Origin of the sequence: Mycobacterium paraseoulense, assembly GCF_010731655.1 — a bacterium.
Taxonomy (GTDB): domain Bacteria; phylum Actinomycetota; class Actinomycetes; order Mycobacteriales; family Mycobacteriaceae; genus Mycobacterium; species Mycobacterium paraseoulense.
Map to the genome: position 1 here is coordinate 1,648,001 of NZ_AP022619.1, position 23,663 is coordinate 1,671,663.

Here is a 23,663-nt window from a genome sequence, read left to right on the forward strand (position 1 = left end):
GCGACGCAAGGAGAACGCCGATGCCGTTGCAGCCGTGGATGCAGCTGATCTCGGTCGACGACCATCTGATCGAGCACCCGACTGTGTGGAGCGACCGGCTCCCCCGCAAATACCTCGAAGCGGGTCCGAAGATCATCGATTTCGAACGCCCCGACACCGGGGCATTGACCCAGGTATGGCAGTACGAGGGCCGCATCTATCCCTACATCGGCCTGAACGCGGTGGCCGGCAAGAAGCCCCAAGACTACGGCGTCGAGCCGGTGCGCTACGACGACATGATCCCGGGCTGCTATGACCCCAAGGCGCGCGTGGCTGACATGGATATCGACGGCGTGCAGGCGATGACTTGTTTCCCGTCCTTCCCACGGTTCGCCGGTGCGGTATTCGCCGAAGGGGAGGACAAGGAGCTCGCCCGCCTATGCTCACGGGCGTGGAATGATTTTCATCTCGACGAGTGGGCAGCCACTGCGCCGAACCGGTTCATCCCCGTTGCGATGCTGCCCTTTTGGGATATCGACGCAAGCGTCGCGGAGATCCACCGAGTCGCCGAGAAGGGCGCCAAGACGGTGACGTTCCCCGACCTGCCGGACAGGCTGGGACTGCCGTCGGTGCATTCCGACCACTGGGATCCGGTTCTGTCGGCCGTTGAAGAGACCGGGATGGTGCTGGCGCAGCACTTCGGGTCCGGCGGCTTTCCCCCACCGATCGCGCCGGACGCGCCGTTCGCCGTGTTCATCACCCTGATGGGGACGATGTCGATGACGGCGATGACCGACTGGCTGTTCTCGAACACGCTCTACCGTCATCCGAGGCTCAAGATCGGTCTGTCCGAAGGCGGAATAGGTTGGATTCCATACATTTTGGAACGCTGCGACAGCGTGTGGCGCAAGCACCGCTTCTACAACAACATCAACCAGGAGCATCCGCCGAGCGAACTGTTCAATAAGCACATCCACGGCTGCTTCATCGAAGACGACTTCGGGGTTGATGTACGTGACTTCATCGGCGTCGACCGCATCACGTGGGAGTGCGATTACCCGCATTCGGACTCGTATTGGCCGCAGAGCCGTGAACGCGCCGCCGAGACCCTCAGGGACGTGCCCGACGACGAGGCACACCGGATGGTGGAATTGAACGCGCGCGAGTTCTACAACTTCCCACGGGCGGCTTGATGGACCCGCCGGAGGTGGAGGACTGGGCCGACCAGGATCTGCTGACCAAAGACGAGGCGCGGGACCGGCTCGACGACGCGATCGTCCGCGCCCAAAACCGGCTTGCAGCATTGCAATTTCCCGCCGATGAGGCCGAGATTCGCTCGGTCACACGGCGGCTGGCCGCCATGGAGTCGGTTCGCGGTGAATACGACGCCTATCTGCACAACCAGGACTGATTCTTAAGCAAGGAGAGTTATTCGGATGACCAGCGTGCATGCAGTGCCGGAGCTCGAGTACGAGTCGTTGCCGATGGCCGACGACCGAAAAGTCGGTTGGGACGCCCTCCGCGCCATGGGGCCCGTCGTCCTGATGCACGGCTGGTACTACCTGACCCGCCGTGACGACGTGCTACACGCGCTGCGCAACCCCGAGATCTTCTCGTCGAAGAAGGCGTTCGACACCCTTGGCAGTCCCCTGCCGCTGGTGCCGATTTCGTTCGATCCGCCCGAGCACACCCGGTTCCGCAAGATCCTGCAGCCCTTCTTCAGCCCACACACCCTGGGCGCGATGTTGCCGGCGCTGCAGCAGCAGGCGGTCGGGATGATCAACGCCCTCGCCCCGCATGGGCATGCCGATGTCGTCACCGAGTTGGCAATGCCGTACCCGTCGCAGGTGTTCCTCACCCTCTACGGCCTGCCGTTGGCTGACCGCGCCAAGCTCCTGACCTGGAAGGACGCCGTCATCGAGCTCGCCGACAGCGGCACGACGTTGGAAGGCCACGATCTCGGGCCTGCCCTGGAGCTGTTCGCCTACCTGGGAGCCGCCATCAACGAACGCCGCGCCAACCCGGGCTCCGACGTCCTGTCGGCGGTGCTGACGGGCGAGGAGCCCCTCGACGACGCCGAAGCGGTCGGGCTGAGCTTTCTGTTCGTGCTGGCCGGACTGGACACCGTCACGGCGGCAATCGGTTTCGCGCTACTGGAGCTGGCCCGCCGGCCCGACCTGCGGTCCGCGCTGCGGGAAGATCCCCAGCTGATCAAGGTCTTCGTCGAGGAGATCGTCCGGCTGGAGCCACCGGCACCGATCCTACCGCGGATGACGACCCGGGAAGTCACCGTCGGCGGCATCACGCTGCCTGCCGACACTCCGGTCCGGTTACTGATCGCCGCGATCAACCGCGACGGCAGCGACGCCACCTCGGGCAACGAGGTGCTGATGGACGGAAAAGTTCACCGACACTGGGGTTTCGGCGGTGGACCGCACCGATGCCTTGGGGCCCACCTGGCACGCATGGAACTGAACCTCATCATCGAAGAGTGGTTGCGCCGCATCCCGGAATTCGAGCTCGAGCCAGGTTTCACACCGCGGATCGGCTGGCCGGCCAACACCTATTCGCTCACCAGTTTGCCGCTGCACTGGGAAGCACGTTGAGACAGCACCGACAACGCCAGCACGGAGGTAACGCCAATGACGATCGCACCAATGCCGACCAGTGCTGTCGATTTCCATCCCGAACCTCGGATGTTCATCGACCGCCGGCTGCGCGACGCGTCGAGCGGTCAGGTCATCGACAACATCAACCCGGCCACCGAGGAGATCCTCGGCGTGGCCGCCGACGCGTCGCACCGACCAACTGTGCCACGCCGATGGTCACCGACAATCCCGTCCTGTTCAAGGTGATCGAACAGAACACGAATCTCGTCAATGCGATGCAGACCGCGCTGCCCGATCTCCTGCTCATCGAACCGAAGGACGTCAGCAACGCGGTGCTGTTTCTGATATCGGAGGCCGGACGGTCGTTCACCGGAAGTGTTCTGAAGGTCGACGCCGGCATGGGCGATCGACGCTAAGTGATGGCGCCAATGCATGCTATCGACCGCCGCCGCATCGCCGTGCTATGTGTCGAGTGCCAAACCGGTGTGCTGGGACCGGATTCGGTGCTGCCGCTGCTCGCGCAGGACTGCCCACGCCTCGTCACCGATCTGCAGCGCCTCCTCGACGCGGCGCGCATCGCAGGCGTACACGTCGTGCACGCGACCTACGAGGGAGCGTGCGAAGCAGAGACAGTCGGTACGGCGAGAATTTGGCGGGTATTGGCGCCAGCCACCGCGGACTGGGAGCCCAGCGCACCGGCCACACAGGTCATGTCCGAGCTGTTGGCACCCTCTGACGTGGTGGTGCCGCGCCGCCACGGCCTGTTTCCGACGCTGGACACCGACCTGCTTGCGGTGCTGAGGGGTCTCGGCGTGGACACTGTTGTGCTGGCCGGGGTTTCGTTGAATCTGGCGCTCCCCGTCACCGCCGCGCACCTGTCCGAAGCGGGCTTCCACCTCATCGTGGCCCGTGACGCCGTCGCGGGGACACCGCCCGACTATGGCCAGCAGGTGCTCACCCACACGATGGCGAAGCTCGGTCGCCTGACCACTATCGACGAGCTCATCGGGTCATGGACCGTCGATGTCGCGCAGCCCGGAAGATCTTCATGACAGCGACCGATCTGGCCCGCCGATTCCTGCATATCAACCTCAACACCGTCAACGCCGAAGCCGCGCAGGCGTTCCTCACCGACTGCCTCGGGCTGGGTCTGCAGATGCAAACGGATCCAGAGGAGTTGGTCGACGGTGAGATCCTGGGACTGCCGGGCAAGGTCCGCTGTGACACCCGGTTTTTCTACGACAGCCGCGGCCCTCGGTTCTCCTGCGCAATCGAGGTCATCCACTGGCTCGATCCGCCTACCACGGCCTGCCGGGCGCTCGACGCTGCCTCGGGCGGGCTCAGCGCATTGGCCTTCCGCGTCGCCGATCGTGGGCGCACCGTCGAGACGATCCGCGACCACGGCTACCGCGTCCTGTCCGAGGATGCGGTCGGCCTGGTCACCGGTGGGCCGGCCGCCGTCGCGGTCGGCCCCGACGGACTGGTCGTCGAACTCGCGGATATGCGGAGCGGCGCGACCGGCGGCGTGCAATTCGCCGGAGCGCGGGTCACCTGCGCCGACCTTGCCGAGTCGCTACGGTTCTACACGGGCATCGGATTCAACCCGCTCGGTGAGACACGCACCCGGACGCTGCCATTGTGCGATCTCGGTCTCGACGTCGACGATTCCGACGATGTGCAGGTGTGCCATGTCGGGCTGGCCGAAGACGGTCCCACCGTGAGGCTATGCCTGACGCAAGCGGCCGCAGGCGCGCGGCCGGCTGCCAGGCAGCCCAATGAACAGGGGCTCTACCGGTGCGCGTTACGTGTGGAGAACACGCCGCGCGCGATCGCCGCCACGGCCGAGGACGTCGTCGTGCGCGGACCGATCTGGTGCCCCCTGCCCGGCACCCCGATCGCCGGCCTACACATCGCGTTTCTCACCGCACCAGAGGGCACTGTCATCGAATACGTCGAACGGCCGCTCGAACACTTCGCATAACAAGCGGCCGGGCGCAACACGGGCTACACCGGAACGCAGCCGAGGTGCTCGGTGAGATCGGCCCTGTGCCCATCAGGTACGGCCCGGCCTGACGCAACACGACGCCGTACTTTCCCGGGATTACGGCGCTGGCGGCTGGTAGTGCGCGGCGGAGTTGCCAGATCTGTTCGAGGCAAAGGATATTCACCGCGTAGGAGACCAGGTAATTTGCCGCGCGCTCGTCATTAGGGGTTACATCCCGTTTGACATCACCCATCACTTGGGAATAGCTTTGGCCGCCACTCACCTTGTCGCAGATGCCGTGGCCGTAGCCAATCGCATCGTTGTTCCGAAAGTTGTAATGTCGCCGCACCGCCACGTCATAGAGATACTCCGCCGCGGGCGTCGGGGCGGCATACGCCCGCGGTACCAGCGTCGGTGTGGCGCCGCCGACGGCAGCCGCGGCGACGATCGATGTAATCAGCAAGCTGCGACGTGTAATCGCTGACATTCCAATAGATCTCTCGAACGCCATTATTCGTACGTTTGCCTACTGCGGTGGATACGCAGGCGGCGGATAGACCCCTCGCAGGACCCACGGAAACCAGTTAATGCCGAATTCCAATTCATCGCTGGCGTCATAGTCGGGGCTGGGGTCTATCGGGCTCGGTTGGCCGGAGGCGAGTGGAGGCGGCGGCTGCGGTGGCTGGCCGTAGACAGCCACCAGAACGCTACGGTCCACACTGTTTTCTGACCAGACGCCCATTTGGCTGTAGGCGCAGTCGGACATGGTCGCCTTATAGGCGGGGTTGGCGTACCACTGGTTGAGGATGTCCATGCCGTCGATGGCCAGCGCCGGGTTGATCACTATGGTTTCGGCTACTTTGCCGTGGTAGCCGGCAGCGTTGGCGCGGTCCTGCGGGGTGGAACCGTCGGAACCGACATTTCCGTCGAGGACGCGGTTGTTCATCAGGTCTTCAGTGTGCCGTTGTGCGGCCAATTGAAGTTGTGGATTGCTGTTGACGTCGTGGTTGCAACCGGCCTGCCGCTGCGCGGTGTAGACGTTGGCGATTACGCCGTCATTGAGTCGTTTGTTGTTCGGTATGAGCGTGTTGTCGTTGCCATCGGCGAGTGCGGCAGACATTGTCAGCGCTGTCGCGGCCGTCAGGATCACCGCAATGGCCGATCCAGGCCGACTGCCGCGTGACAGGTGCATCATTAGCTTGCCCTTTCTTTGCGCTTGCGCCGGCACATCTTTGGCGTGGGCGAAGTTGAAACCGCATTGCCAGAAACGCTTCGCGCGCCGCTGAATCCCGTTTGTCCGCAACCACTCCGGAATTGGGGAGCGATCGGAGCCACCCTTGTGGGTGGTACCCCTGACATGCTGACCATGACCATCGTCTCGGGAACCGTCGCGTTATCAGACCGGTGTGAAGTCGGACACCAGCCAGCGGTTGTTGAACTTATCCAGAACCACACGGACGCTGGAGGCAGTGCTGCTGGGCGGATCATTGCCGACCATGATCGTCTGGTTGACGAACATCAACACCACCGCGTGATTGGGGCTTGCTGATACCGACGCCGCGGCGGGCACGGTCGCTACCGCCGAGATCTGTCGTTGCTTGGATCCCGGGATCACCACATCACGCGTCAGCTGGATATACGCATCGCGAAACGAGCCCGTCAGTCTGTCCCGCGCAGAGCCGAGGTCGGCCTCAACCGAGTCGGGCCGATACGACAGCATCTTGATCGTGCTATCGGTTGCGGCCCGCACGGATTCGATGCGGGCGGCATCGGCGCTGTGCGCCGATGAATCCTTCCACTTCAAGAAGCCGGCGCCGACGGCCAGCAGCATCGCCAGCCCAGGTAGCACGGCATACACGAGCGCAGCTCGCCATGAAATGGCTTTCCGTTTGGTCGCCGATTCGGTCGGCTCTTCTTGCCCGCCGTTGGTGGAGTCGTCCTGATCGGCGGTGCCGTCGTGCTCGGCGGACGCAACTGTCCCGCTGGCCTCGCTCGAATCGGACACGGGCTCTACAGGAGTCGTTTCGACGGTCACGGTTTCGGGCCCCGTCACTTTATCTGCGTCGTCGCCGGTTCGCGACCTTGGCCGGATCAGTCGGATCACGGCACGAACCCCACGTTCGACACCTTCACTGTGTCACCCACTTTCTGCACATCGATGCGCATCCGCCATTTGCGGGGTTGCTGGTCTGTGGCACCGAGGCTCGACGTCTTCACTGTTACCGCCACCAGGACCCGGGCCGAGTCACGGCCCACCGACTCCAGGCCGGCTTCGGTGACGCTGCCTTCGGTTTTCGACTGCGCCTGTTTGACGAGCTGGACAAAGGCCGGGGAGCGCTTCTGGAAATCGTCGTAGAACGTTCCCGTCGCCGAATCGAGGATGCGCCGGACATCGGCATCGGCATCGGCGTAGTTGATGGATGTCAGATTCATCGCGCCTTGGCGACCGACCCGCAAGAACAGCTGGTGCTGCTTTTCATCCTGCTGCGATAGATAGATACGGTGACCGAACCACCCCGCAAGTCCGCCGAGTGCCATGATCATGAGCAGCCCGATGACTAAGCCCGTCCGGATACCGGATTTCTTCCCTGTCAACGCTTTTGGGCTGCCGCCGGCAGGGTGCGCTTCGTCGGCATCGTGAGCGTTCATATCAGGCGCGACTAGCGAGTCCGAATCGGCTTGGCTAGCGGCCGGGTCGGTTGTCTCGTCAATCTCGTCGGGTTGATCTTCTCCGAGCTGGGTTAATTGCCCGGCGGTATCAGCATCGACTGCCATGTGTGCTCCTTTGGTGCGGTCTGAGCGAGGTTGGCTTGGGTGTAGACGTTTCCGTCGGGTCCCACGTAGGAACCGGTGGCCGGATCGTATTCGGCGGCCGCCAGAGCGGGTGCGGGTGGCGGCGGTGGAACCGGTGCCTGCGGCGTTTCGGGCGCCAGCTGTGGGACGTCTTGACCCGACAGCGTCGCGTTGGGGTCACCCTTCCAGTTGTTGCCGTCGTTGAGGGGAACGTATTCCTGATCGCTCTCACACATCTTGACCGTGGGGGCGCGTTTGCCCGGCACCGTCTCGCACGGAATGTTGCGCGCCCCACGCGGATTCCACATCGCATCCTGCGGGGTTCGGCAGTACACATCACCGGCGGGCCGGTCGGGGGCGTCGACGAAGGTTGCGACCCGGCGCTGCTGGGCGGGAAGGAAGCCGGTCGTGCACACCGGCGGCAGGTTCAAATTGAGCTTGAAGCTCAGGAACGCCCCCCGGTAGTCCTGCTTGGTGTTCAGATTGGCCAAGCCGATGCCCTGGAGCTGTGCGATGCCCTGCGGCAGTAGCACCAGTAACTGCTCGATGTCGTTGTGATAGACGACCGCCACCTGACCGACGCTGACGAGGTTGGCCAAAACGATTGGCAGCGTGGGGTTAAGACGGTCGAACAGTCGCCGCCCCTCGGCCGCTGCTGGCCCGCCCTGGTGAATCAGACCGGCAACGTCTCCGTCGTGGTTTTTTAGTTCACCGGTAATGGTGGCCAGGTGCGCCGCCCACGCCTGGACCGCATCCGAGGTGTCGGACTGGCTGTCCAGCAACGGTTTTGCACCATCGACGAGCGTGGTGAGCGCGGCGAGATTCTTCTTCGCGTCCGTGGCCAGTGCACTGGCTCCGGTGACCATCTCGGACAGTTCGGGACCCATGCCGCCGAACGCGGTGTAGCTCTCGTCGATGACAGTCTTGAGGTTGTCGTTAGGGATCGCGCGCACGCCGCGGTTGGCGGCATCGAGCAGGCTGCTGATGTCGGGCGGGACGGAGGTCCGGCTGCGTGCTATCACATCGCCGTCACGTAGCGGGGCGGATGCGCCATTGCGGGGCAACAGCGCCACATACTGCTCGCCGATCGCGCTCTGGCTGTGCACCTGGGCGTCAAGATCGGACGGGATGCGCACATCGGAGCGCAGCGAAAGATCGGCTTCCACACCGGTATCCGTCAAACGCACTGCCGTCACCCGGCCGACCTCGGTGCCACGGTACGTGACATTGGCGTTCGCGTATAGGTTGCCCGATTCCGGTAGCTGGACCTTGACCCGATACTGGCCGACGCCGAACATCGCCGGCACCCGTACGTAGCCCAAACCCATGGTCGCCATCGCACCCACGGCAACGATGAAGAACACGATCAGCTGGATCTTGATTTTCCTGCTCAGCATGTCACGGTCCCTGATCCCAGTGGTATGGGGCGATCAACGGGTTGCCCGCGGTGTAGGGGCTGGGCAGCTGGCCGATGGTGCGGCCCCACTGCATCTCCAACTCCGTGAGGTGGCCTTCCCATCGGCTGCCGGTGAACAGGCCGGCATCGAGTCGGCTGAGCGTCAAGTCGACGACGGCGGTCAGATTGGCGTAGTCACCGCGGAACCACTTCTCCACCGTTTCGTTGGGCCACGGATACGTGGAAAGAACGCTCAGCGATCGCGTCAGCGCGGGGCCCGCGTTGGCCAATGATTCCAGCACGGGCCCAAGCTGGTTGAGCTCAGCCACAAGGTTTTCCTTGGTTTGGTTGACCGCCTGGGTGGTCACGGCGCTGAATTTGCCTAATTGGTCGACCGCGTCTGTGAGGTTCGCCCGTTCGTCCTTGAGGATGGCAAGCGCTTCGGGAATGGTCTTCAAGGCACGGTCGATCACCGGCTCTTGGTTGGCGAACTGGCTGGCCAAGTTGTTGAGGCTCTCGGTGGCGGCGATGATGTCACCCGTCTGGTCATTGAGATGGCCGACGAATTTGTTGAATTCCTCGATCAAGCTTCTGAGGTCCTGTTCGTGACCGTTGAACGAGGTGGTGAGTTCCCTGGTGATGTCCTGGATTTGGCCAATGGCGCCACCATTGAGCAGCAGCGATACCGCGGCCAGCGTTTGCTCGGTGCTCGGATAGGCGCTGGCTGACGGCAGCGGAATCAGCGAGCCGTCACGAAGTGTGCCCTCGGGTGGCACCCTGGCCGGGGGTGCAAGCTCGATGTGCATTGAGCCGAGCAGGCTGGTCTGGCCGAGCTTGGCGGTGGCGTTCGCTGGCAGGTTGACGTCGCCACCCAGCTGCATCGTCACCAGCGCGTGCCAACCCTGCCGCTCTATCTTGGTGACGGTCCCCACCACGGCATCGCCGACGCGCACCCTGGAGTTCTGCTTGAGGTTTGCCACCTCCGGCATCTGGGCCTGGACGGTGAAGGAACCCGGGCCGCTTCCGCCGGTTCCCGGCAGCGGCAGCGAGTTCAGCCCGCGCCACCAACACCCGGACACCGAGGCGAATACGAGCGCAGCCAACAGGGCGACGATCAAACGTCGCCGACAACGACGCATCACGATGCGCCTCCGGGCGGCATCATCATTTGAGACAGTCCGGCGGCCGGACCGCTCGGCGTGGCCCCGGCGGGGATCGGCGCCGGCACGGTATCGGGCGGCGGTGCGCCGGTGGCCGGCGGCTGGGGCGGGCCCTCGTCGGGGAGCGGCCCCTCGTAGCGGTCCCGGATCCTGCCCGGCTCGGTCAGCGGCCGCAGCCAGTCTTCACTGAAGGTGACCTCGTTGGGCCGGGCCTTCGGTCCGACGAAGAAGTTCTCACCCAGTGGCAGGAAGTTGTACTGGCGGTTTTTTATGATCGGCGCGAGGTACTGCACACACAGCTTCGCCGACTGCTGGTTGTTGAGACGGGACGCGGCCTGGATTGCCCCGCAAAGGAATCCGATCGGGTCGGCGAAATTGTTGATGCCCAGCACGCCTGTCAGCGATGCATTCGCCGGGTCGTAAATGGCATTGAAGTTCGCGAACGTCGAGGGGGCAATGTGAAGCGTCTGCTTGAGGTCATCGAGACTATTCACGACGGCGCCGGAGATCGAGGCGAGCTTGTCCGAGGTAGTGCCAAGCGATTCGCGGTTGTCGGCGATGAAGCTCTGTACATCGCCGACGACGGCGTTGAGGTCACGCAGGGCGCCGCCTACCTTGTCGGGGTCGTCGGCCAGCAGGGCGGTCACCGCCGCCAGATTCCTGTTGAGCTGACGCAGAAGATCCCTGCTCGACCGCAGCGCAGACACCAGGATCGAGAGGTTCTTGACGCTGCCGAAGATGTCGTTGCTGTGGTCGCCGAGTGCCGACAGCGCTTGCGACAAATGGATGATGGCATCGCGGATGTCGGCACCCTGTCCCCGCAGGTTATCGGCGGCAGTATCGACTAATGCACCCATGGTGCTCACCCCGCCCGGTTCCGTGGGCTGCAAGGACTGAGTCAGCTTTTCCAGCTGTTTGCGCAAGTCGTCGAACTCCACTGGCACCGCGGTGCGCTGCTGCGGGATGACCGCGCCGGTAGACATCACCGGACCGCCAGCGTAGGCGGGCGTGAGCTGTAAAGCCCGCGCGCTCACCAGGGTCGGATTGATGATCACCGCGTTCGCGTTAGCGGGCACCTTGTGCTTGCCGTCGATGTGGAAGGAAATCCGGGCACGGTCGGGCTGGGGTTCGATTTTGTCGATCTTGCCCACGCGCACGCCAAGGATCATCACGTCGTCGCCGGCAAAGATGCCGTTGCTGTTTTCGAAATAGGCGATCACGTTCGTTGGTGGAGCGCCAAAGCTTTTCAGCGCCACCACGGTGATCCCGCCTGCCAGGCAGATGACCAAGGATATGGCGAGCGCGATTTTGCCGCCGCGAGGGATCGCCACCGGACGGGTCATTGGCCACCACCCCCGGGCGGCACCTCACCAGGGGCCGGCACGTAGACCGGTGAAGGTGTCGGCTCGGGAACCGATGCCAGTCCGGGTGGTGCCGGCGCCGGCGGGCCCGGCGGAGGACCGCCCGGCGGGGGGGCCGGGGGTGGTTCACGGTAGGGATAGCGCGGATCTCCCGGGTTGCCGGTGATGGCATCGGGCAGGGTCAGACGCGGTTCCCCGCCCTGCCCGGTGCGCGGGAAGGGAACCGGAAGGGCTGGCGTGCCGGGCTGTCCGGTTGGCGGATCGGTCCGCTGTGACGGCAACAGCGTGTGGGGATCAAGCCCCAGATCGGAAAACGCGGCATCGACGAACGGCTGAACAAACTGTCCGGGTAGGAGGTTGGCGACGTAGGCGTTGAACCAGGGCCCCGACGACACGGCCTCACCGAGTGACATTGCATAGGCGTTCAGAAGCTTGATCGACTTCTGCACCCGCTCCTTACGGTTGTCGACGATGGTCAGCACGTCGTTGAGCTTGTCCAGTGCCGGCCGCAGCTGATCCCGGTTCTCGGCGATGAATCCTGAGAGCTGCGTTGCCAGCGCGGAAAGGTTCTTCGCGACCTGATCCAACGCTCCGCTCTGGGTGAGCAGCTGCGCCAACAACGCATTCGTGTTAGCCACCAGGCCTGCCACCTGGTCGCTGCGCCGGGCAAGTACCGTGGTGGCCTTGTTCGCGTTCGCCAGCAGATTACGCAGCTGCTGATCGCGAACGTTGAGTGTTTGGGAGAAGCGCGACACTCCCGCCACGGCGATCCTGAAGTCTGGGGCGGTGTTCTTGAAGGTATCCCCGAGGGTGGCCAATGCATCCGACAGCTGGTCGGTGTTGAGCCCGTTGATGGTCTTCGTCAGATCACCAAGGGCGTCCGGTATCTGGTATGGAGACATCGTGCGCTCCAATGGGATTGGCTGCGACAAGTGTCCATTCCCGCGCGGGGTCACCTGCACGATCTTGGTACCCAGCAAGGTGCTGTTCTGGATCGCGGCCTCGGTACGGTCACCCAGCCGGATGTCGCCGGTGATCTTGAACGTGACGAGTACCTTTGGGCCGTCGAGCTCCACGCTTTGGACCGACCCGACTTTGTAGCCGGATACCTGAACGTCGGCATCGCTCTGAACGCCGGCCGCGTCGGCGAAATAGGCGCAGTAAGTCTTGCCGCCGGACAGGAACGGCAGGCGATCGTAATTCAGTGCAGCTCCAACCACGGCGACGGCGGCGGCGATGCCGATCGCCCCGACGATCACGGGGTTGCGTTCCGCGAAGCTTTTCATTTCGGCGTACACCGCCCCGTCGCCTGGCCCGCCACTTTGATATAGACGGGTTGTCCGCCTTTGCCGTTGACCTTGAGCACCACATCGCAGAGGTAGAAGCTGAAGAAGTCACCGTAGAGGCCCTGCCGGCCCAGCACCTGGTACTTGTCCGGGAGCGTCTCGAGCAGATGGTCGAGATATTCGTGGTCGGCGGCGACGATGCCGGCGACGCGGTCCAGCTGGTGAACGGTGTTTTGCAACGGCGGACGCGCCTGCGAGAGCAGGTCGGTGACCGAGCCCGCGACCGCATTCATATATGCCACGCCGTTGCTGATGTCGGATTTGCGCTCGGCCAAGCCCTTCATCAGCTCCGATAGCGAATCAACCGCTTTGTCGAACTGCTTGTTCTGATCCCCAAATGACCCGAGGACAGTGTTGAGGTTGCCGATCACCTGGCCGATCAATTGGTCACGGTCGGCCAAAGTGCTTGTCAGCGAGGCCGTTTGGGAAAGAAAATCGCCGATCGTGACACCTTCACCCTGAAATACCGCGATTAACTGACCAGTCAAAGCATTGACTTGTTGCGGGTCCAGGGCGCGGAACAAGGGCCGGAAGCCGCCGATCAACGCATTGAAATCCAGAGCCGGTTGCGTACGTGAAACAGGGATGATCTGTCCGGGCCTTAGCGTCTTGACGTGCCCGGGGCCCTCTTCAAGGGCCAAATACCTATCGCTGACCAGGTTTTCGTACTTGATAACGGCCCGGGTGCCCTCTGTGAGCACGACCGACTTGTCGGTGGAAAACTCGACATTGACAGTCGCGTCATCGTTCACGGTGATGGTGCGAACCTTGCCGACCTCGACCCCGGCGATGCGGACGAAATTGCCGCCCTTTAGGCCGCTCACATTAGTGAATACCGCATTGTAGGCCGTCGCAGACGTGAACCGGAGCTCACCGAAGACCGCAACGAGCGCGAAAATGCCGAAGAAGCAGACCACCATGAAGATGGATACTCGCCAGAAAGTGCCCGTCAGGTTCTGTCTCATTGCTAGTTGCTCGCTCGGATCTTTCGGTAGCTCATCGTGGTGGTGGTGGTGCGGACGGCGGTAGCGGTCCCGATGCCGGAATCGGCAACCCGGGCGACGGTGATCCCTGACACCGCAAGCTTGGCGGCTGGGGCACCGCACGGGTTACCGGGAAGAAGTCAGCCCAGCACGGGTGGCCCAGGCCGACGTTGGGCCGGATGTCCATGCCGGTTCCCCACCCGGTGTTGGTCACTAGTGTCCGGACGGGAAAGTTCTTCGATACATCCGGCAATGAGCCGCAGCCTGGCTTGCCGCCCGGGCCTCCCTTGGCAGCCACGATCGGCAAATTGTCCGGATACACATAGGGATCGCTGCCGAACAAGAGGCTGGCGTCTATGACGACAGTGCGACCGTTTCCACCCGCGGCTTGGTAAGCGACGTTGTCGTAATACCACTTGGTGCCAATGAGCGTGCAGGTGTACTCCGGGTTGTACTTCATCAGCAGGTTCGTGGTCGGCTCCAGGATGTTGATCGCGTGAATTAGGTTGTCGTTGTTCGCGCCGATCACCTGGGTACCCGAACGGCCGAGCCCAATGAGGTTCACCAGCAGCGAGTCGACGTCGGTGGTGTGGCTGGTGATCGTGGCACTGGTCGTGCTCGCCGCGTCCAGGGCTGCCAGGATGTGTTGCGCGGCAGTGCTGTACGTGTCGCTGACCGAGGCAAGCGAATGCCAGTCTTGCCGAACCGTTTCGCTTCGTGGGTTCAGCGCCCTTAGGACCTCGTTGGTGTCGGCGATCGCTTCACCGATCATTTCCCCGTGACCACGAAGACCTTCCGCGAGCGCAGTGAGCACCGCGTTGAGTTTGGCCGGATCGATCTGATCCAGCAGATCAACCAGGTTCTCAAAGACCGTATTCACCTCGGTGGAAACATTTCGCGACACCAGTATCTGACCGGCAGACAACGGTTTTGAACTGGGATTATCCGGGTAAATCAGGTCGACGTATTTGGTGCCGAACACGGTGGTGGCCTTGATGTCCGCCTCAACATTGGCCGGGATGTAGCGGATCTGTGCGGGGTCGATTTCCAACTGGAGGCTTACCGGCTGCTTGCCGCTGATGATCGAGGCGACCCGCCCGACGTCGACCCCGCGCATCTTGACCTTGCCGCCGGGATCCATCATCAGGCCCGCGCGATCAGATGTAAGAGTGACTCGAACATAAGATGTGAAGGCGCGCGTGTACAGGACCGAGCACAATGCGACAAAGCCAATCGTCACGACAGCCAGGATTACTGTCCACCATGCCGGGCGAATCCGGCCTACGCCGTGTCTGGGATTCACTGCTAGTCCGAGAGGTGGAAGTTTCCAGTGGGCCCGTAGATGGCAAGTGAGACACACAAAATCACGATCACGGCAAACACCAGAGATGTGCGCACCGCCCGTCCAACCGCCTCGCCGACCCCAGCCGGCCCGCCGGACGCGTTGTAACCGTAGTAGGTGTGTATCAGCATCACCACAGTCCCCGAACAAAGCACGATTAAGAAAGACCAGATCAAATCGCTCGACACCAGGAACGTGTTGAAGTAGTGGTTGTAAACGCCGGAGGACTGTCCGTAAAGAGCTATGCTCGCCCGCGACCCCAGGAACGCCATCACAGCGGCCGCACAGTACAGCGGTATCACCACGATCACCCCGGCGACCAGCCGGGTAGAGGCGAGGTAGGCCACCGACCGCACACCGATCACTTCCAGTGCGTCGATCTCCTCGTTGATCCTCATCGCACCCAGTTGCGCGGTGGCACCCGCACCGATCGTGGCCGATAACCCCACTGTGGCGATCAACGGCCCGGCCAGCCGGGTGTTGAAGTATGCCGAGAAGAAGCCGATCAGCGCCTCTATACCGATGCCGGACAGCGCGCCATATCCTTGGACCGCAACAAGAGAACCCGCAGCGGCGGTCAAGAAACCGATGACCACCACGGAGCCGCCAACCATAAGCAGTGCGCCAACGCCCAGGCTCATCTGGGCAATGAGCCGCAGCATCTCAAGTCGATAGTTCATGAGCACGTCGCCGACCGCGCCGATCGTTCTGGCGTAGAACTGCGTCTGCTCACCGACTCGGTTCCACCCTTTGGCGAATCCCCTTGCGGCACGGTTAATCCGCGGGTACAGCGTGCTTGGTACACTGTGGCTCATCGCGGACTCACTTTGACTCCGATGGCGGTCATGACCACATCGATGAGAAACAGCGCCATGAACGAGAACACGACTGTTTCGTTGACCGCATTCCCGACGCCCTGTGGCCCACCACCGACGGAGATGCCCTGGTAGCAGGCAATCAAGCTAGCAGCCAGCCCGAACAGCATGGCTTTGAGCAAGCCGATAATCAGCGCCGGTAAGTGCACGAGCAGCGTCAAACTGCTGATCCAGGCACCCGGGGTGACGTGCTGAACATAGACCGAAAAGAGAAACGTGCCCGAGAGACCAGCGATCATGACCAGCGCGGACAGCATCAAAGCAACTACCGTGGCGGCGAGGATCCGCGGCACCACCAAGGATTGAACCGGGTTGATGCCAAGCACCCGCAGCGCATCTATTTCCTCGCGGATGGTTCGCGCGCCCAGATCGGCACACATCGCCGTAGCGGCAGCACCGCCGACGACGAGCACCGTGACAATCGGCCCGCTCTGCTCGACACTAGATATTGCGGCTGCGGCGCCGGACAGGTCGATCGCCCCGACATCCGCCAGCAGCACGTTCAGCACGAACTGCGTCAACGTCATGAACGGAATCGCCAGCGCTATAGCCGGCACTAGCGACACCCGCGTCACGAACCAGATCTGCGTGACAAATTCGCGCCAGGCGAACGGGCGACGTGGAATCAAGAACAACACGTCGAGGGTCATCGCAACGAAACCGCCGACGGCACGCAGCGGCTTTAGCGCCACCTGCGACGCGGTCAACGCAGACCCTTCGCGGCTGGTGGCATAGTCCCCGCTGACGTGCTGCCTCTAACCGTCAACCGCTACCTCCGGAAATTTCCTTATCGCGCGACACCATCCGCTCGGAGAACAATCGCCCGAACGCATCGCGGTAACCGCGATCCAGCGAACGATGGCGCCGCTCCCCCAACTCTTTGCGTCCCTACCAACGACCACGGCCACGCCAGCCTAGCAATGGCAACGACCCGTGACAAGACACTTATAGCGCTTTTTGTATAGAGTGTACATTCCATGCTATCCGCTACATCGTTACCGATGGGCTAGGCAAAGGGACACATAGTCGAATCAGCACGATGGGTGACAGTCGATTGAGGTTGAGTGCCACAGAACTAACCGCCGAAGAGGTCGGGCTGCGTGACGAAGTACGCGACTATCTCGCAGAGCGGCTGCCGCCCGGCAGTTACCCTGTTGGCCTTGGCATCTCGGCCGAGATGGACCCTGTCTTTTCGCGCGATCTCGCCTCGCGCGGCTGGGTAGGAATGGCGCTGCCGAAGGAGTATGGCGGGGGCGGGCGTTCGGCGGTCGAGCGATTGATCGTCGTGGAGCAACTGCTGGCCGCGGGAGCGCCGATCGGATGGCACTGGGTGGCTGATCGCCAGTCTGGACCGAACATCGCAGCCAACGGCACCATTGAGCAAAAGCAGTATTTCCTGCCGCGGATCGCCCGGGGAGAGCTGTCGTTCGCCATCGGCATGAGTGAACCCGATGCCGGCTCGGACCTGGCGTCGGTGCGAACCAAAGCAGTGAAAGTTGAAGACGGCTGGCTGATCAGCGGCACGAAGATATGGACATCGGGTGCCGGCGAAGCCACCCACCTGCTGGCTCTCATTCGCACGTCCGAGGACCGGTACTTCGGCCTGACGCAGTTCATCGTTGACCGCGCGGCCGACGGCTTGGCGGTTTCGCCCATTCCGTTCATCGACGGCACCCGGCATTTCTGTGAAGTGTCCTTCACCGACGTCTTCGTCCCAGACACGATGCGGTTGGGCGAGGTCGGTGCGGGCTGGGGGCAAAACACTGCCGAACTCGTCCTCGAACGTGGTGGTGTAGATCGATGGATGTCGTTGATGCCGGTGTTGCAGCATTGGGCCGCCCACCTCCACGGGTCCGTAGCCGGCTGGGAGCAGACCGATTTGGGGCTCGTGGTGGCCCGCTGCTGGGCGTTTCACGGCCTGTCGATGTCGATCGCCCGAGCCGTGGACCGCGGTGAGTCGCCAACCGTCGAGGCGGCACTGGCCAAGGAGATGGCCACGAGGTTCGAGCAGGAATGCATTGAAATCGTTGCACGCCATTACGGACGCACACCCCACCTCACCTCCTCGGATCCCTACGAGTCCCTATTGGCCCGCGCCATTCTGACCGGCCCCTCGTGGACAATCCGCGGTGGCACGACGGAGATCCTCCGCAACATCATCTCGAAGGCGTTGATCCAGCCATGACCGCCTACTTAGGCCCCGACCCCGATCTCGTCGGACTTGTTGAAGACTACTTTTCGAAGACGTTCGATCCGGACACGGTCACTGCGGCGGAGCAGAAAGGCTTCCCATCGCCACTATGGACGGCCACCGAAGAACTTGGGTTGCCGCTGATCGGGATTGACGAACGGCAGGGCGGCTCGGGCGGGTCGATTCTGGACTTGCTCGCTGTTGCAGAGGGGGCCGGCCGACATGCTGTGCCGCTACCGCTGATTGAAACCGCTGTTGCTGCGTGGCTTTTGGCATGTGCCGGTGCGAAGGTACCGACGGGCCCGCTGGCCGTCGTGCCCGATGCGGCCGGGCTGTCGCTGACCGGCAAGCGGCTGTCCGGACGGGCAACAGACGTGCCATGGGCTCGCACGGCCCATCAAGTCGTGGCGCTTGTAGAAGACCGAGTCGTCTCCATCGATCCGGCGTCTCTGAACATCACGGCGGGTGCCGACCTGGCCGGCATGCCGCGTGACACCGTGGAAGCAATCGACCTTGAAGTCGATGCCTACGAGGCCGACGTGGATGTCGATGCCGTGCTGCTACGGGGGGCCCTGCTGCGCGCTGCGCAGATTGCCGGCGCCATCGACGCCGCGTTCCAGCTCACCAATCGCTATGTCGAGCAACGCATCCAGTTCGGTACGCCGATCGGCGCCAACCAAGCGGTGCAGGCCCATGTCGTGGAACTTGCCGCGGTCTCAGCCCTGACAGGTCTGTGCGTACAGCGGGCCGGGGCCGCCGCGCTGCACGGCCGGGCATCCTTGGAGATCGTTGCGACGAAAGCGGTGGCCAACCGCAATGCCGCCCTGGCCGCCCGAGCCGCCCATCAGGCGCACGGCGCGATCGGGATGACGCGGGAGTATCCATTGCAGCTGCTGACCCGACGACTACAGACCTGGCGAGGTGACTTCGGCGACGAAACGTCCCTGAATCTGAGGTTGGGCACAGCGATAGCGAGTCGCGGCGACATCATGGCCGCTGTGACATCCGTCGACGCAACGTTCGGGGTCTGAGGTGTCCGGTGACGTCGCGAATACCGTCACAGGGCACGTTGCCGTGATCGAAATGCGCCGGCCGCCTGCCAATTATTTCGATCACGGTCTGATCGCTGAGCTTGTTCAGTCCGCAAAGACTCTGGCGGGCCGAGGGATTCGCGCGATCGTCTTGTGCTCTGAAGGCAAACACTTCTGCGCCGGCGCCGACTTCGCCGGCGCAGCGATGGGCGACGACCGTCATCGGGCCGCTGAGCTGCTCTACCGAGAGGCGATCCGGTTGTTCGAGATCGACGTCCCCGTCATTGCCGCGGTCCAGGGTTCGGCGGTCGGCGGCGGCCTCGGTCTGGCGTGTGCCGCAGATTTCCGAGTCGCGTCGCCCGCCACGAGGTTTCACCCGACTTTCTCGGCGCTGGGGTTTCATCACGGCTTCGGGCTCAGCGTGACATTGCCGGCGATTGTGGGTGGCCAGCAGGCGATGGACATGCTGTACACCAGTCGGAGGATCGACGGCCAGCGGGCCTTCGAAATCGGACTAGTCGACCGATTGGTCCCCGAGGGCCACGAACGTGGTGGAGCACTGCGGCTTGCCGCCGAGATCGCCGAGGCCGCGCCGCTGGCCGTCCGCTCGATCAAGACGACTCTCCGGCAGCCCTTGGCCGAGCGCGTGCAAAGCGTCCTCGAACGCGAGCTCGCCGAACAACGGCGCCTCTGGGCCACCGCGGACAGTCGAATCGGCATCGAAGCCAGCCTTGCCCGCAAGCGTCCGATCTTTACGGGTGAGTGACGCCGGAATGTTCAGCGCCAGGCGTCGAAATTGGGCTTGCGTTTTTCCAGAAATGCGCGCGCGCCCTCATCTTGCTCTCCGCTGGCGAAGAAATCGGGTTTGACCAAGGGCAGGTATTCCTTCTCCTGCAGTTCGCGCAGCGGTGCATATTCCTCGTCGAACGACATCTTGAGCAACTTGAGCACCGTAGGACTCATCGCCAGTAGTTCGTCGGCCCACCGTCGCACCTCGGCGTCGAGGCCCACTGCGGGGACGACCGCATTGACCAGACCCCAGTCCAGGGCTTGAGCCGCCGTGTATCGGCGGCACAGGAACCACATCTCTCGGGCGCGTTTGGCGCCGACGACGCGCACGAGATAGGAGACCAGCCACCCTTGTGCGGGGCTTGCGACACGCGGCCCGTTTTGACCGAAGATCGCATTCTCGGACGCGACGGTGAAGTCACAGAAGTACGCCATGTGGTTCCCGCCGCCGATCGCGTAACCGCTCACCCGGGCAATGGTGGGTTTGAGGCTGCGCCGAATCGCGGCATAGACGTCCTTCACGTAGTTCTCGGCGCCACGGTCCTCCTCGCCGCGATTCTCCAGGCCTCCGTCCGCCTCCCAGTTCACGTCACCGCCGGCGCAGAAGGCCCGATCTCCGGCGCCGGTCAAAACGATGACCCCGACACGCGGGTCGGCTCCCGCGTGGTCGATCGCTTCAATCATCTCGAGGAGTGTGGTGCGCCTGAAGGCATTCAGTGACTGTGGACGGTTGATCGTGACCGTTGCGACCCCATCGACCACGCTGTACAGGATGTCTTCGTAGTCAGTCATGTACGCCTTTTCGGTTGAGGAGTAAGCGGTCCAATCGGGTTGGAAGGTCGATATCTACCTGTGCGGTCGCCATCACGCGGGCAAGCATCATGTATTGGCCGATAACCATGAGAAGTTCGATAAGTTCTCGACTGCTGAAGCGATCGGCGCAGGCGGCGAAGGTCGCGTCGTCCGGTGTCGCATTGAGGACCACCTGCTCCGTGAACGACAGCAGCATTTCGTCGTCGGGGCCGGCGGCCGCCGCGTATCGCGCTGCAGCGATCTGGGCTGGTTTGAGGCCGATCTCCCGTGCGATCGCCTCATGCTGAACCCACACGTATTCCGCGCCGGGCGTCAAGTGGGCAACCCGCAGAATCGCCAATTCGCGCAGCTTCTCGTCGAGCGCGAGCCCGGTGAACAGACTTCCACTGAACCGAAGCCATGCCTCGAACGTGCCGAGTGCGTGTCCCATGAGCTTGAAGACATTCAGGTCCGGAAGGGCCGCTAGGAGCTTTGCGATCTCATCTGGCGCATCAGCAGCACCAACGTAGGGAATCCGACTCATCGCCAACGTCAAGCCGAATCGGCTTGGGCGCCGACCAGCTCCTGCAGAAGTGCCTTATCCACTTTCCCGCCGGGATTGATCGGTAGTTCGTCCACGATCACCAGTCGCTCGGGGAACTTGAATTTCGCCAGTCCTTGTTGGTCGAGGAAGTCGACCAAACCGGCCAGTGTCGGCGGCTCACCGGTGGGCACGACGACCGCACAAGCCCTCTCGCCCAGCCTTTCGTCCGGTATCGGGATGACTGCAACCGCGGAGACACCTTTATGGTTGATCAAGACGGTTTCGACTTCAGACGGGAAGATGTTCATCCCGCCACGCAGGATCATGTCTTTGACGCGCCCGACGATGCGCAGGTATCCGTCTTCGAGCACGCCGAGGTCGCCCGATCGGTACCAGCCTCCCGAATCCCAGTTGGCTGCATCGTAATCCGGCTGGTTGCAGTAGCCGTACGTGTTGTTGGCTCCCCGCCAGAACACCTCGCCGCTCTGCCCCGGCGCCACGAGGGTGCCGACCGGATCCCGCAACTCGACCTCCTCGCCTATGCACACCCTGCCCACGGTGTTCCACCGTGCCCAATCCGGGTCGTCGAGGGTGGTCATCGTCGGCACACCGCCATCGGTTGTCCCGTATACGTTTTGCACCATGGCGCCCATCCGTCGCTCGATCTCTTGGGCAACATGAGAGGGCAATGGCGCACCGGCATTGTTGAATCGAGTGAAGGCCGCGAGATCGACGGCCTCGAGGTCGAGGTCGAGTAGCATAACCATCTGGGTCGGGATTGCCGTTGCGTAGGTGCACTTTTGGCGGACGATGAGATCCAGCGCCGCCTGTGGCTTCCAGCGTTCGAGCATTGCGCTCGTGGCGCCGATGAGCAGCGGCGCGAGGATCGGGAATACGTAACCGGTCGACCCCTGGCCGGCCGGTGCGATGGCGGCCGCTACATCGTCGCGGGTAAGGCGGAGCGCCTGTGCAGCCTGGCGCACAAGCAACGTCACCATGTCGTTGGCGCTCCACAGGGAGACCTTGGGCACTCCGGTGGTGCCCGACGAGCACATCACATGCGCCGGCTTGTCGGGGTCGGCCCGAAGCCGTTGTGCTACATCGGCATCGAGCGGGTCTGTGGCACGGATCCGAGTCTCGAGATCCTCAGGTGTCCCGGTTCGGGCGTAGAGCACCTCGCGCAGATCGGGCAGCGCGGGCCGCAGCTGGTCGTGCAGGGCCCTCACATCGATGGCATCGTCGGATTCGACGCCGATCAAGATTTCCGCACCGGTGGTACACAGCAAAGAGCCGACCTCAGCCCTGCGCCATCGCGTCGGCATGGCCACCATGTAGGCACCGATGCGGTTGGCGGCCAGGTTGATCAGCGGCAGAAGCGCACTCGTGGGTAGCTGTACGGCGACCGGATCACCTGGCTGCACTCCGAGTTCGCGCAGCAGGTTAGCCGCGCGCAACGTCAACTCGGACAACTCGGCATAGGTCCAACACGTATGATCATCGATCACCGCAAGCCGGTCCGGATCGCATTGCGCGTTCCCGTCGAAGATCTCTGGCAGGGTCCGGTCACCCCAGATCCCCAAGCGTCGGTACCTCTGCGTCCGCGCCTCGTCGTGCCAGCGCCGAATGACCCTGCTGGCCGCCATCTACAGGTTCCCGCCGGCCACCATGGTGTTCCGGAGCCGTCCCACCCCGTTGACCTCGGTCACCACGACGTCCCCGACCTTGAGGTAGCGGGGTGGTTTGCGGAGTAAGCCGACGCCGGACATCGTGCCGGTGAAGATCACGTCACCCGGGTACAGCGTGCAGAAAGACGAGAGTTCCGCGACGATCTGCGGGACCGAGTAGATCATCCGCGACGTGCTGGCGTGCTGGACCAGCTTGCCGTTGAGTGTGCAGCTGATCTCGATGTCATCGGGATCGGGCAGCTCGTCAGCGGTGACCAGCCAGGGCCCCGTCGGCCCGAACGCGGGATATGACTTCGCCAAACCCCATTGCGTGGCGGCCATTTGGCGCTCCCGCTCCGAATAGTCCTGGCCAGCCGTCACGCCGGCGACGTAGCTCCAGGCCGTACCCTCGCTCACCCCATGCGCCTGGGAACCGATTATCACCACCAGTTCGGCCTCCCAGTCCACCGTTGGCTTCGGCAGAGGGACATCCGCATTCGGACCGGTGATGGACGATGGGAACTTGCAGAAGACCTCCATGACCTCGGGCAGGGCGAAGTCGGCCTCCGCCGCGTGGTCGGGATAGTTCGCCCCGATCGAAAACACCTGGCGGGGACGGGGGGAGGGCGCACCGAGAGCCCGCTCGTCGATCGGGTCAGGGGTAAATTCTGACCCGGAATCCACCCAGTGCCGAAATTCCGCCCAGCGGTCGTAGACCTCAGCCGGGTCGGCGGAAAAGACACCACCGCTTGCTTTTTCGACGTCGATCGCACCACCGGGGACGACCAGATTAAGCCGATTGCCGATGTTGGCTATCCGCACTG

General features: G+C 63.2%; 25 protein-coding genes and 1 pseudogene. 10 read left to right on the forward strand and 16 right to left on the reverse strand.

The window, feature by feature from the left end; all coding sequences use genetic code 11:
* Positions 1-20: 20 nt before the first annotated feature.
* From G6N51_RS07475 to G6N51_RS07505, 7 genes and pseudogenes are all read left to right on the forward strand, one after another.
* Positions 21-1,172, forward strand: coding sequence for an amidohydrolase family protein (locus tag G6N51_RS07475; RefSeq protein WP_142275064.1), 1,152 nt, complete (start codon positions 21-23; stop codon positions 1,170-1,172).
* Complete coding sequence (locus G6N51_RS07480; RefSeq protein ID WP_083173206.1) at positions 1,172-1,390, forward strand: hypothetical protein; 219 nt, start codon at positions 1,172-1,174, stop codon at positions 1,388-1,390. Before G6N51_RS07475 ends, G6N51_RS07480 begins: the two co-directional genes overlap by 1 nt.
* Positions 1,391-1,415: 25 nt before the next feature.
* A complete protein-coding gene (locus G6N51_RS07485) occupies positions 1,416-2,585 on the forward strand; it encodes a cytochrome P450 (protein WP_083173166.1) in 1,170 nt (389 codons plus the stop codon).
* A gap of 36 nt (positions 2,586-2,621) precedes the next feature.
* On the forward strand, positions 2,622-2,834 hold the full coding sequence (locus tag G6N51_RS07490) for a hypothetical protein (RefSeq protein WP_163750571.1): 213 nt from the start codon (positions 2,622-2,624) through the stop codon (positions 2,832-2,834).
* Positions 2,774-3,004: pseudogene (locus G6N51_RS07495) on the forward strand (SDR family oxidoreductase); the annotation flags it as partial. The gene G6N51_RS07490 and the pseudogene G6N51_RS07495, both read left to right, overlap by 61 nt.
* A gap of 12 nt (positions 3,005-3,016) precedes the next feature.
* Positions 3,017-3,640, forward strand: a complete 624-nt coding sequence (locus G6N51_RS07500; RefSeq protein WP_197747112.1) for an isochorismatase family protein — start codon at positions 3,017-3,019, stop codon at positions 3,638-3,640.
* Positions 3,637-4,569 (forward strand): VOC family protein, encoded by a 933-nt coding sequence (locus G6N51_RS07505; protein WP_083173164.1) that lies wholly within the window; start codon positions 3,637-3,639, stop codon positions 4,567-4,569. Before G6N51_RS07500 ends, G6N51_RS07505 begins: the two co-directional genes overlap by 4 nt.
* On the opposite strand, the gene G6N51_RS29110 is transcribed toward G6N51_RS07505, so the two are convergent.
* From G6N51_RS29110 to G6N51_RS07565, 12 genes are all read right to left on the reverse strand, one after another.
* Positions 4,529-5,035, reverse strand: coding sequence for a DUF732 domain-containing protein (locus tag G6N51_RS29110; RefSeq protein WP_232078248.1), 507 nt, complete (start codon positions 5,033-5,035; stop codon positions 4,529-4,531). The genes G6N51_RS07505 and G6N51_RS29110 overlap by 41 nt on opposite strands.
* A 63-nt stretch (positions 5,036-5,098) precedes the next feature.
* On the reverse strand, positions 5,099-5,692 hold the full coding sequence (locus G6N51_RS07515; protein WP_232078536.1) for a CAP domain-containing protein: 594 nt from the start codon (positions 5,690-5,692) through the stop codon (positions 5,099-5,101).
* 276 nt (positions 5,693-5,968) lie between these two features.
* Positions 5,969-6,673 carry a hypothetical protein gene (locus tag G6N51_RS07520; protein WP_372510067.1) on the reverse strand — a complete coding sequence of 235 codons (705 nt, stop codon included), beginning with the start codon at positions 6,671-6,673 and terminating at the stop codon, positions 5,969-5,971.
* Positions 6,673-7,347 (reverse strand): hypothetical protein, encoded by a 675-nt coding sequence (locus G6N51_RS07525; protein WP_083173202.1) that lies wholly within the window; start codon positions 7,345-7,347, stop codon positions 6,673-6,675. The genes G6N51_RS07520 and G6N51_RS07525 overlap by 1 nt, the downstream gene beginning before the upstream one ends.
* The gene (locus G6N51_RS07530; protein WP_083173162.1) at positions 7,314-8,762 is read right to left on the reverse strand and encodes an MCE family protein; all 1,449 of its coding nucleotides are present in this window, start codon (positions 8,760-8,762) and stop codon (positions 7,314-7,316) included. Before G6N51_RS07530 ends, G6N51_RS07525 begins: the two co-directional genes overlap by 34 nt.
* A gap of 1 nt (position 8,763) precedes the next feature.
* The gene (locus tag G6N51_RS07535; protein WP_083173161.1) at positions 8,764-9,900 is read right to left on the reverse strand and encodes an MCE family protein; all 1,137 of its coding nucleotides are present in this window, start codon (positions 9,898-9,900) and stop codon (positions 8,764-8,766) included.
* Positions 9,900-11,264, reverse strand: a complete 1,365-nt coding sequence (locus G6N51_RS07540) for an MCE family protein (RefSeq protein WP_083173160.1) — start codon at positions 11,262-11,264, stop codon at positions 9,900-9,902. Before G6N51_RS07540 ends, G6N51_RS07535 begins: the two co-directional genes overlap by 1 nt.
* A complete protein-coding gene (locus G6N51_RS07545) occupies positions 11,261-12,568 on the reverse strand; it encodes an MCE family protein (RefSeq protein WP_083173159.1) in 1,308 nt (435 codons plus the stop codon). The genes G6N51_RS07540 and G6N51_RS07545 overlap by 4 nt, the downstream gene beginning before the upstream one ends.
* Positions 12,565-13,593, reverse strand: a complete 1,029-nt coding sequence (locus G6N51_RS07550) for a virulence factor Mce family protein (RefSeq protein WP_083173158.1) — start codon at positions 13,591-13,593, stop codon at positions 12,565-12,567. The genes G6N51_RS07545 and G6N51_RS07550 overlap by 4 nt, the downstream gene beginning before the upstream one ends.
* A gap of 31 nt (positions 13,594-13,624) precedes the next feature.
* Positions 13,625-14,914, reverse strand: coding sequence for an MCE family protein (locus tag G6N51_RS07555; RefSeq protein WP_083173157.1), 1,290 nt, complete (start codon positions 14,912-14,914; stop codon positions 13,625-13,627).
* 2 nt (positions 14,915-14,916) lie between these two features.
* Positions 14,917-15,768 carry an ABC transporter permease gene (locus tag G6N51_RS07560; RefSeq protein WP_083173156.1) on the reverse strand — a complete coding sequence of 284 codons (852 nt, stop codon included), beginning with the start codon at positions 15,766-15,768 and terminating at the stop codon, positions 14,917-14,919.
* Positions 15,765-16,535 (reverse strand): MlaE family ABC transporter permease, encoded by a 771-nt coding sequence (locus tag G6N51_RS07565; protein ID WP_232078251.1) that lies wholly within the window; start codon positions 16,533-16,535, stop codon positions 15,765-15,767. Before G6N51_RS07565 ends, G6N51_RS07560 begins: the two co-directional genes overlap by 4 nt.
* A gap of 332 nt (positions 16,536-16,867) precedes the next feature.
* Here G6N51_RS07565 and G6N51_RS07570 point away from each other — a divergent pair, with 332 nt between their 5' ends.
* Genes G6N51_RS07570 through G6N51_RS07580 form a run of 3 tightly spaced genes read left to right on the forward strand, consistent with a single transcriptional unit; the run spans position 16,868 to position 19,816 of the window.
* Positions 16,868-18,013, forward strand: coding sequence for an acyl-CoA dehydrogenase family protein (locus tag G6N51_RS07570; protein ID WP_232078253.1), 1,146 nt, complete (start codon positions 16,868-16,870; stop codon positions 18,011-18,013).
* Positions 18,010-19,050 carry an acyl-CoA dehydrogenase family protein gene (locus G6N51_RS07575; protein ID WP_083173155.1) on the forward strand — a complete coding sequence of 347 codons (1,041 nt, stop codon included), beginning with the start codon at positions 18,010-18,012 and terminating at the stop codon, positions 19,048-19,050. The genes G6N51_RS07570 and G6N51_RS07575 overlap by 4 nt, the downstream gene beginning before the upstream one ends.
* 43 nt (positions 19,051-19,093) lie before the next feature.
* Positions 19,094-19,816: an enoyl-CoA hydratase/isomerase family protein gene (locus G6N51_RS07580; protein WP_269475038.1), complete on the forward strand. Its 723-nt coding sequence runs from the start codon at positions 19,094-19,096 to the stop codon at positions 19,814-19,816.
* Positions 19,817-19,827: 11 nt separating this feature from the next.
* Here G6N51_RS07580 and G6N51_RS07585 read toward each other — a convergent pair whose 3' ends face one another.
* The 4 genes from G6N51_RS07585 to G6N51_RS07600 are packed head-to-tail and all read right to left on the reverse strand — an operon-like array spanning position 19,828 to position 23,661.
* Positions 19,828-20,631: an enoyl-CoA hydratase-related protein gene (locus G6N51_RS07585; protein WP_083173153.1), complete on the reverse strand. Its 804-nt coding sequence runs from the start codon at positions 20,629-20,631 to the stop codon at positions 19,828-19,830.
* A complete protein-coding gene (locus tag G6N51_RS07590) occupies positions 20,624-21,187 on the reverse strand; it encodes a carboxymuconolactone decarboxylase family protein (RefSeq protein WP_142275061.1) in 564 nt (187 codons plus the stop codon). Before G6N51_RS07590 ends, G6N51_RS07585 begins: the two co-directional genes overlap by 8 nt.
* Complete coding sequence (locus G6N51_RS07595) at positions 21,184-22,818, reverse strand: AMP-binding protein (protein ID WP_083173151.1); 1,635 nt, start codon at positions 22,816-22,818, stop codon at positions 21,184-21,186. Before G6N51_RS07595 ends, G6N51_RS07590 begins: the two co-directional genes overlap by 4 nt.
* Positions 22,819-23,661, reverse strand: a complete 843-nt coding sequence (locus G6N51_RS07600; RefSeq protein WP_083173150.1) for a fumarylacetoacetate hydrolase family protein — start codon at positions 23,659-23,661, stop codon at positions 22,819-22,821. It abuts the gene before it with no gap.
* Between the last annotated feature and the right edge of the window lie 2 nt (positions 23,662-23,663).

Coding starts and splice junctions, on each gene's coding strand:
- G6N51_RS07475 (WP_142275064.1), top strand. CDS start 21: ATGCCGTTGCAGCCGTGGATGCAGCTGATCTCGGTCGACGACCATCTG.
- G6N51_RS07560 (WP_083173156.1), bottom strand. CDS start 15,768: ATGAGCCACAGTGTACCAAGCACGCTGTACCCGCGGATTAACCGTGCC.
- G6N51_RS07500 (WP_197747112.1), top strand. CDS start 3,017: ATGCATGCTATCGACCGCCGCCGCATCGCCGTGCTATGTGTCGAGTGC.
- G6N51_RS07525 (WP_083173202.1), bottom strand. CDS start 7,347: ATGGCAGTCGATGCTGATACCGCCGGGCAATTAACCCAGCTCGGAGAA.
- G6N51_RS07570 (WP_232078253.1), top strand. CDS start 16,868: ATGGGTGACAGTCGATTGAGGTTGAGTGCCACAGAACTAACCGCCGAA.
- G6N51_RS07550 (WP_083173158.1), bottom strand. CDS start 13,593: ATGAGACAGAACCTGACGGGCACTTTCTGGCGAGTATCCATCTTCATG.
- G6N51_RS07585 (WP_083173153.1), bottom strand. CDS start 20,631: ATGACTGACTACGAAGACATCCTGTACAGCGTGGTCGATGGGGTCGCA.
- G6N51_RS07515 (WP_232078536.1), bottom strand. CDS start 5,692: ATGTCTGCCGCACTCGCCGATGGCAACGACAACACGCTCATACCGAAC.
- G6N51_RS07530 (WP_083173162.1), bottom strand. CDS start 8,762: ATGCTGAGCAGGAAAATCAAGATCCAGCTGATCGTGTTCTTCATCGTT.
- G6N51_RS07575 (WP_083173155.1), top strand. CDS start 18,010: ATGACCGCCTACTTAGGCCCCGACCCCGATCTCGTCGGACTTGTTGAA.
- G6N51_RS07485 (WP_083173166.1), top strand. CDS start 1,416: ATGACCAGCGTGCATGCAGTGCCGGAGCTCGAGTACGAGTCGTTGCCG.
- G6N51_RS07535 (WP_083173161.1), bottom strand. CDS start 9,900: ATGCGTCGTTGTCGGCGACGTTTGATCGTCGCCCTGTTGGCTGCGCTC.
- G6N51_RS07595 (WP_083173151.1), bottom strand. CDS start 22,818: ATGGCGGCCAGCAGGGTCATTCGGCGCTGGCACGACGAGGCGCGGACG.
- G6N51_RS07490 (WP_163750571.1), top strand. CDS start 2,622: ATGACGATCGCACCAATGCCGACCAGTGCTGTCGATTTCCATCCCGAA.
- G6N51_RS07480 (WP_083173206.1), top strand. CDS start 1,172: ATGGACCCGCCGGAGGTGGAGGACTGGGCCGACCAGGATCTGCTGACC.
- G6N51_RS07505 (WP_083173164.1), top strand. CDS start 3,637: ATGACAGCGACCGATCTGGCCCGCCGATTCCTGCATATCAACCTCAAC.
- G6N51_RS07540 (WP_083173160.1), bottom strand. CDS start 11,264: ATGACCCGTCCGGTGGCGATCCCTCGCGGCGGCAAAATCGCGCTCGCC.
- G6N51_RS07545 (WP_083173159.1), bottom strand. CDS start 12,568: ATGAAAAGCTTCGCGGAACGCAACCCCGTGATCGTCGGGGCGATCGGC.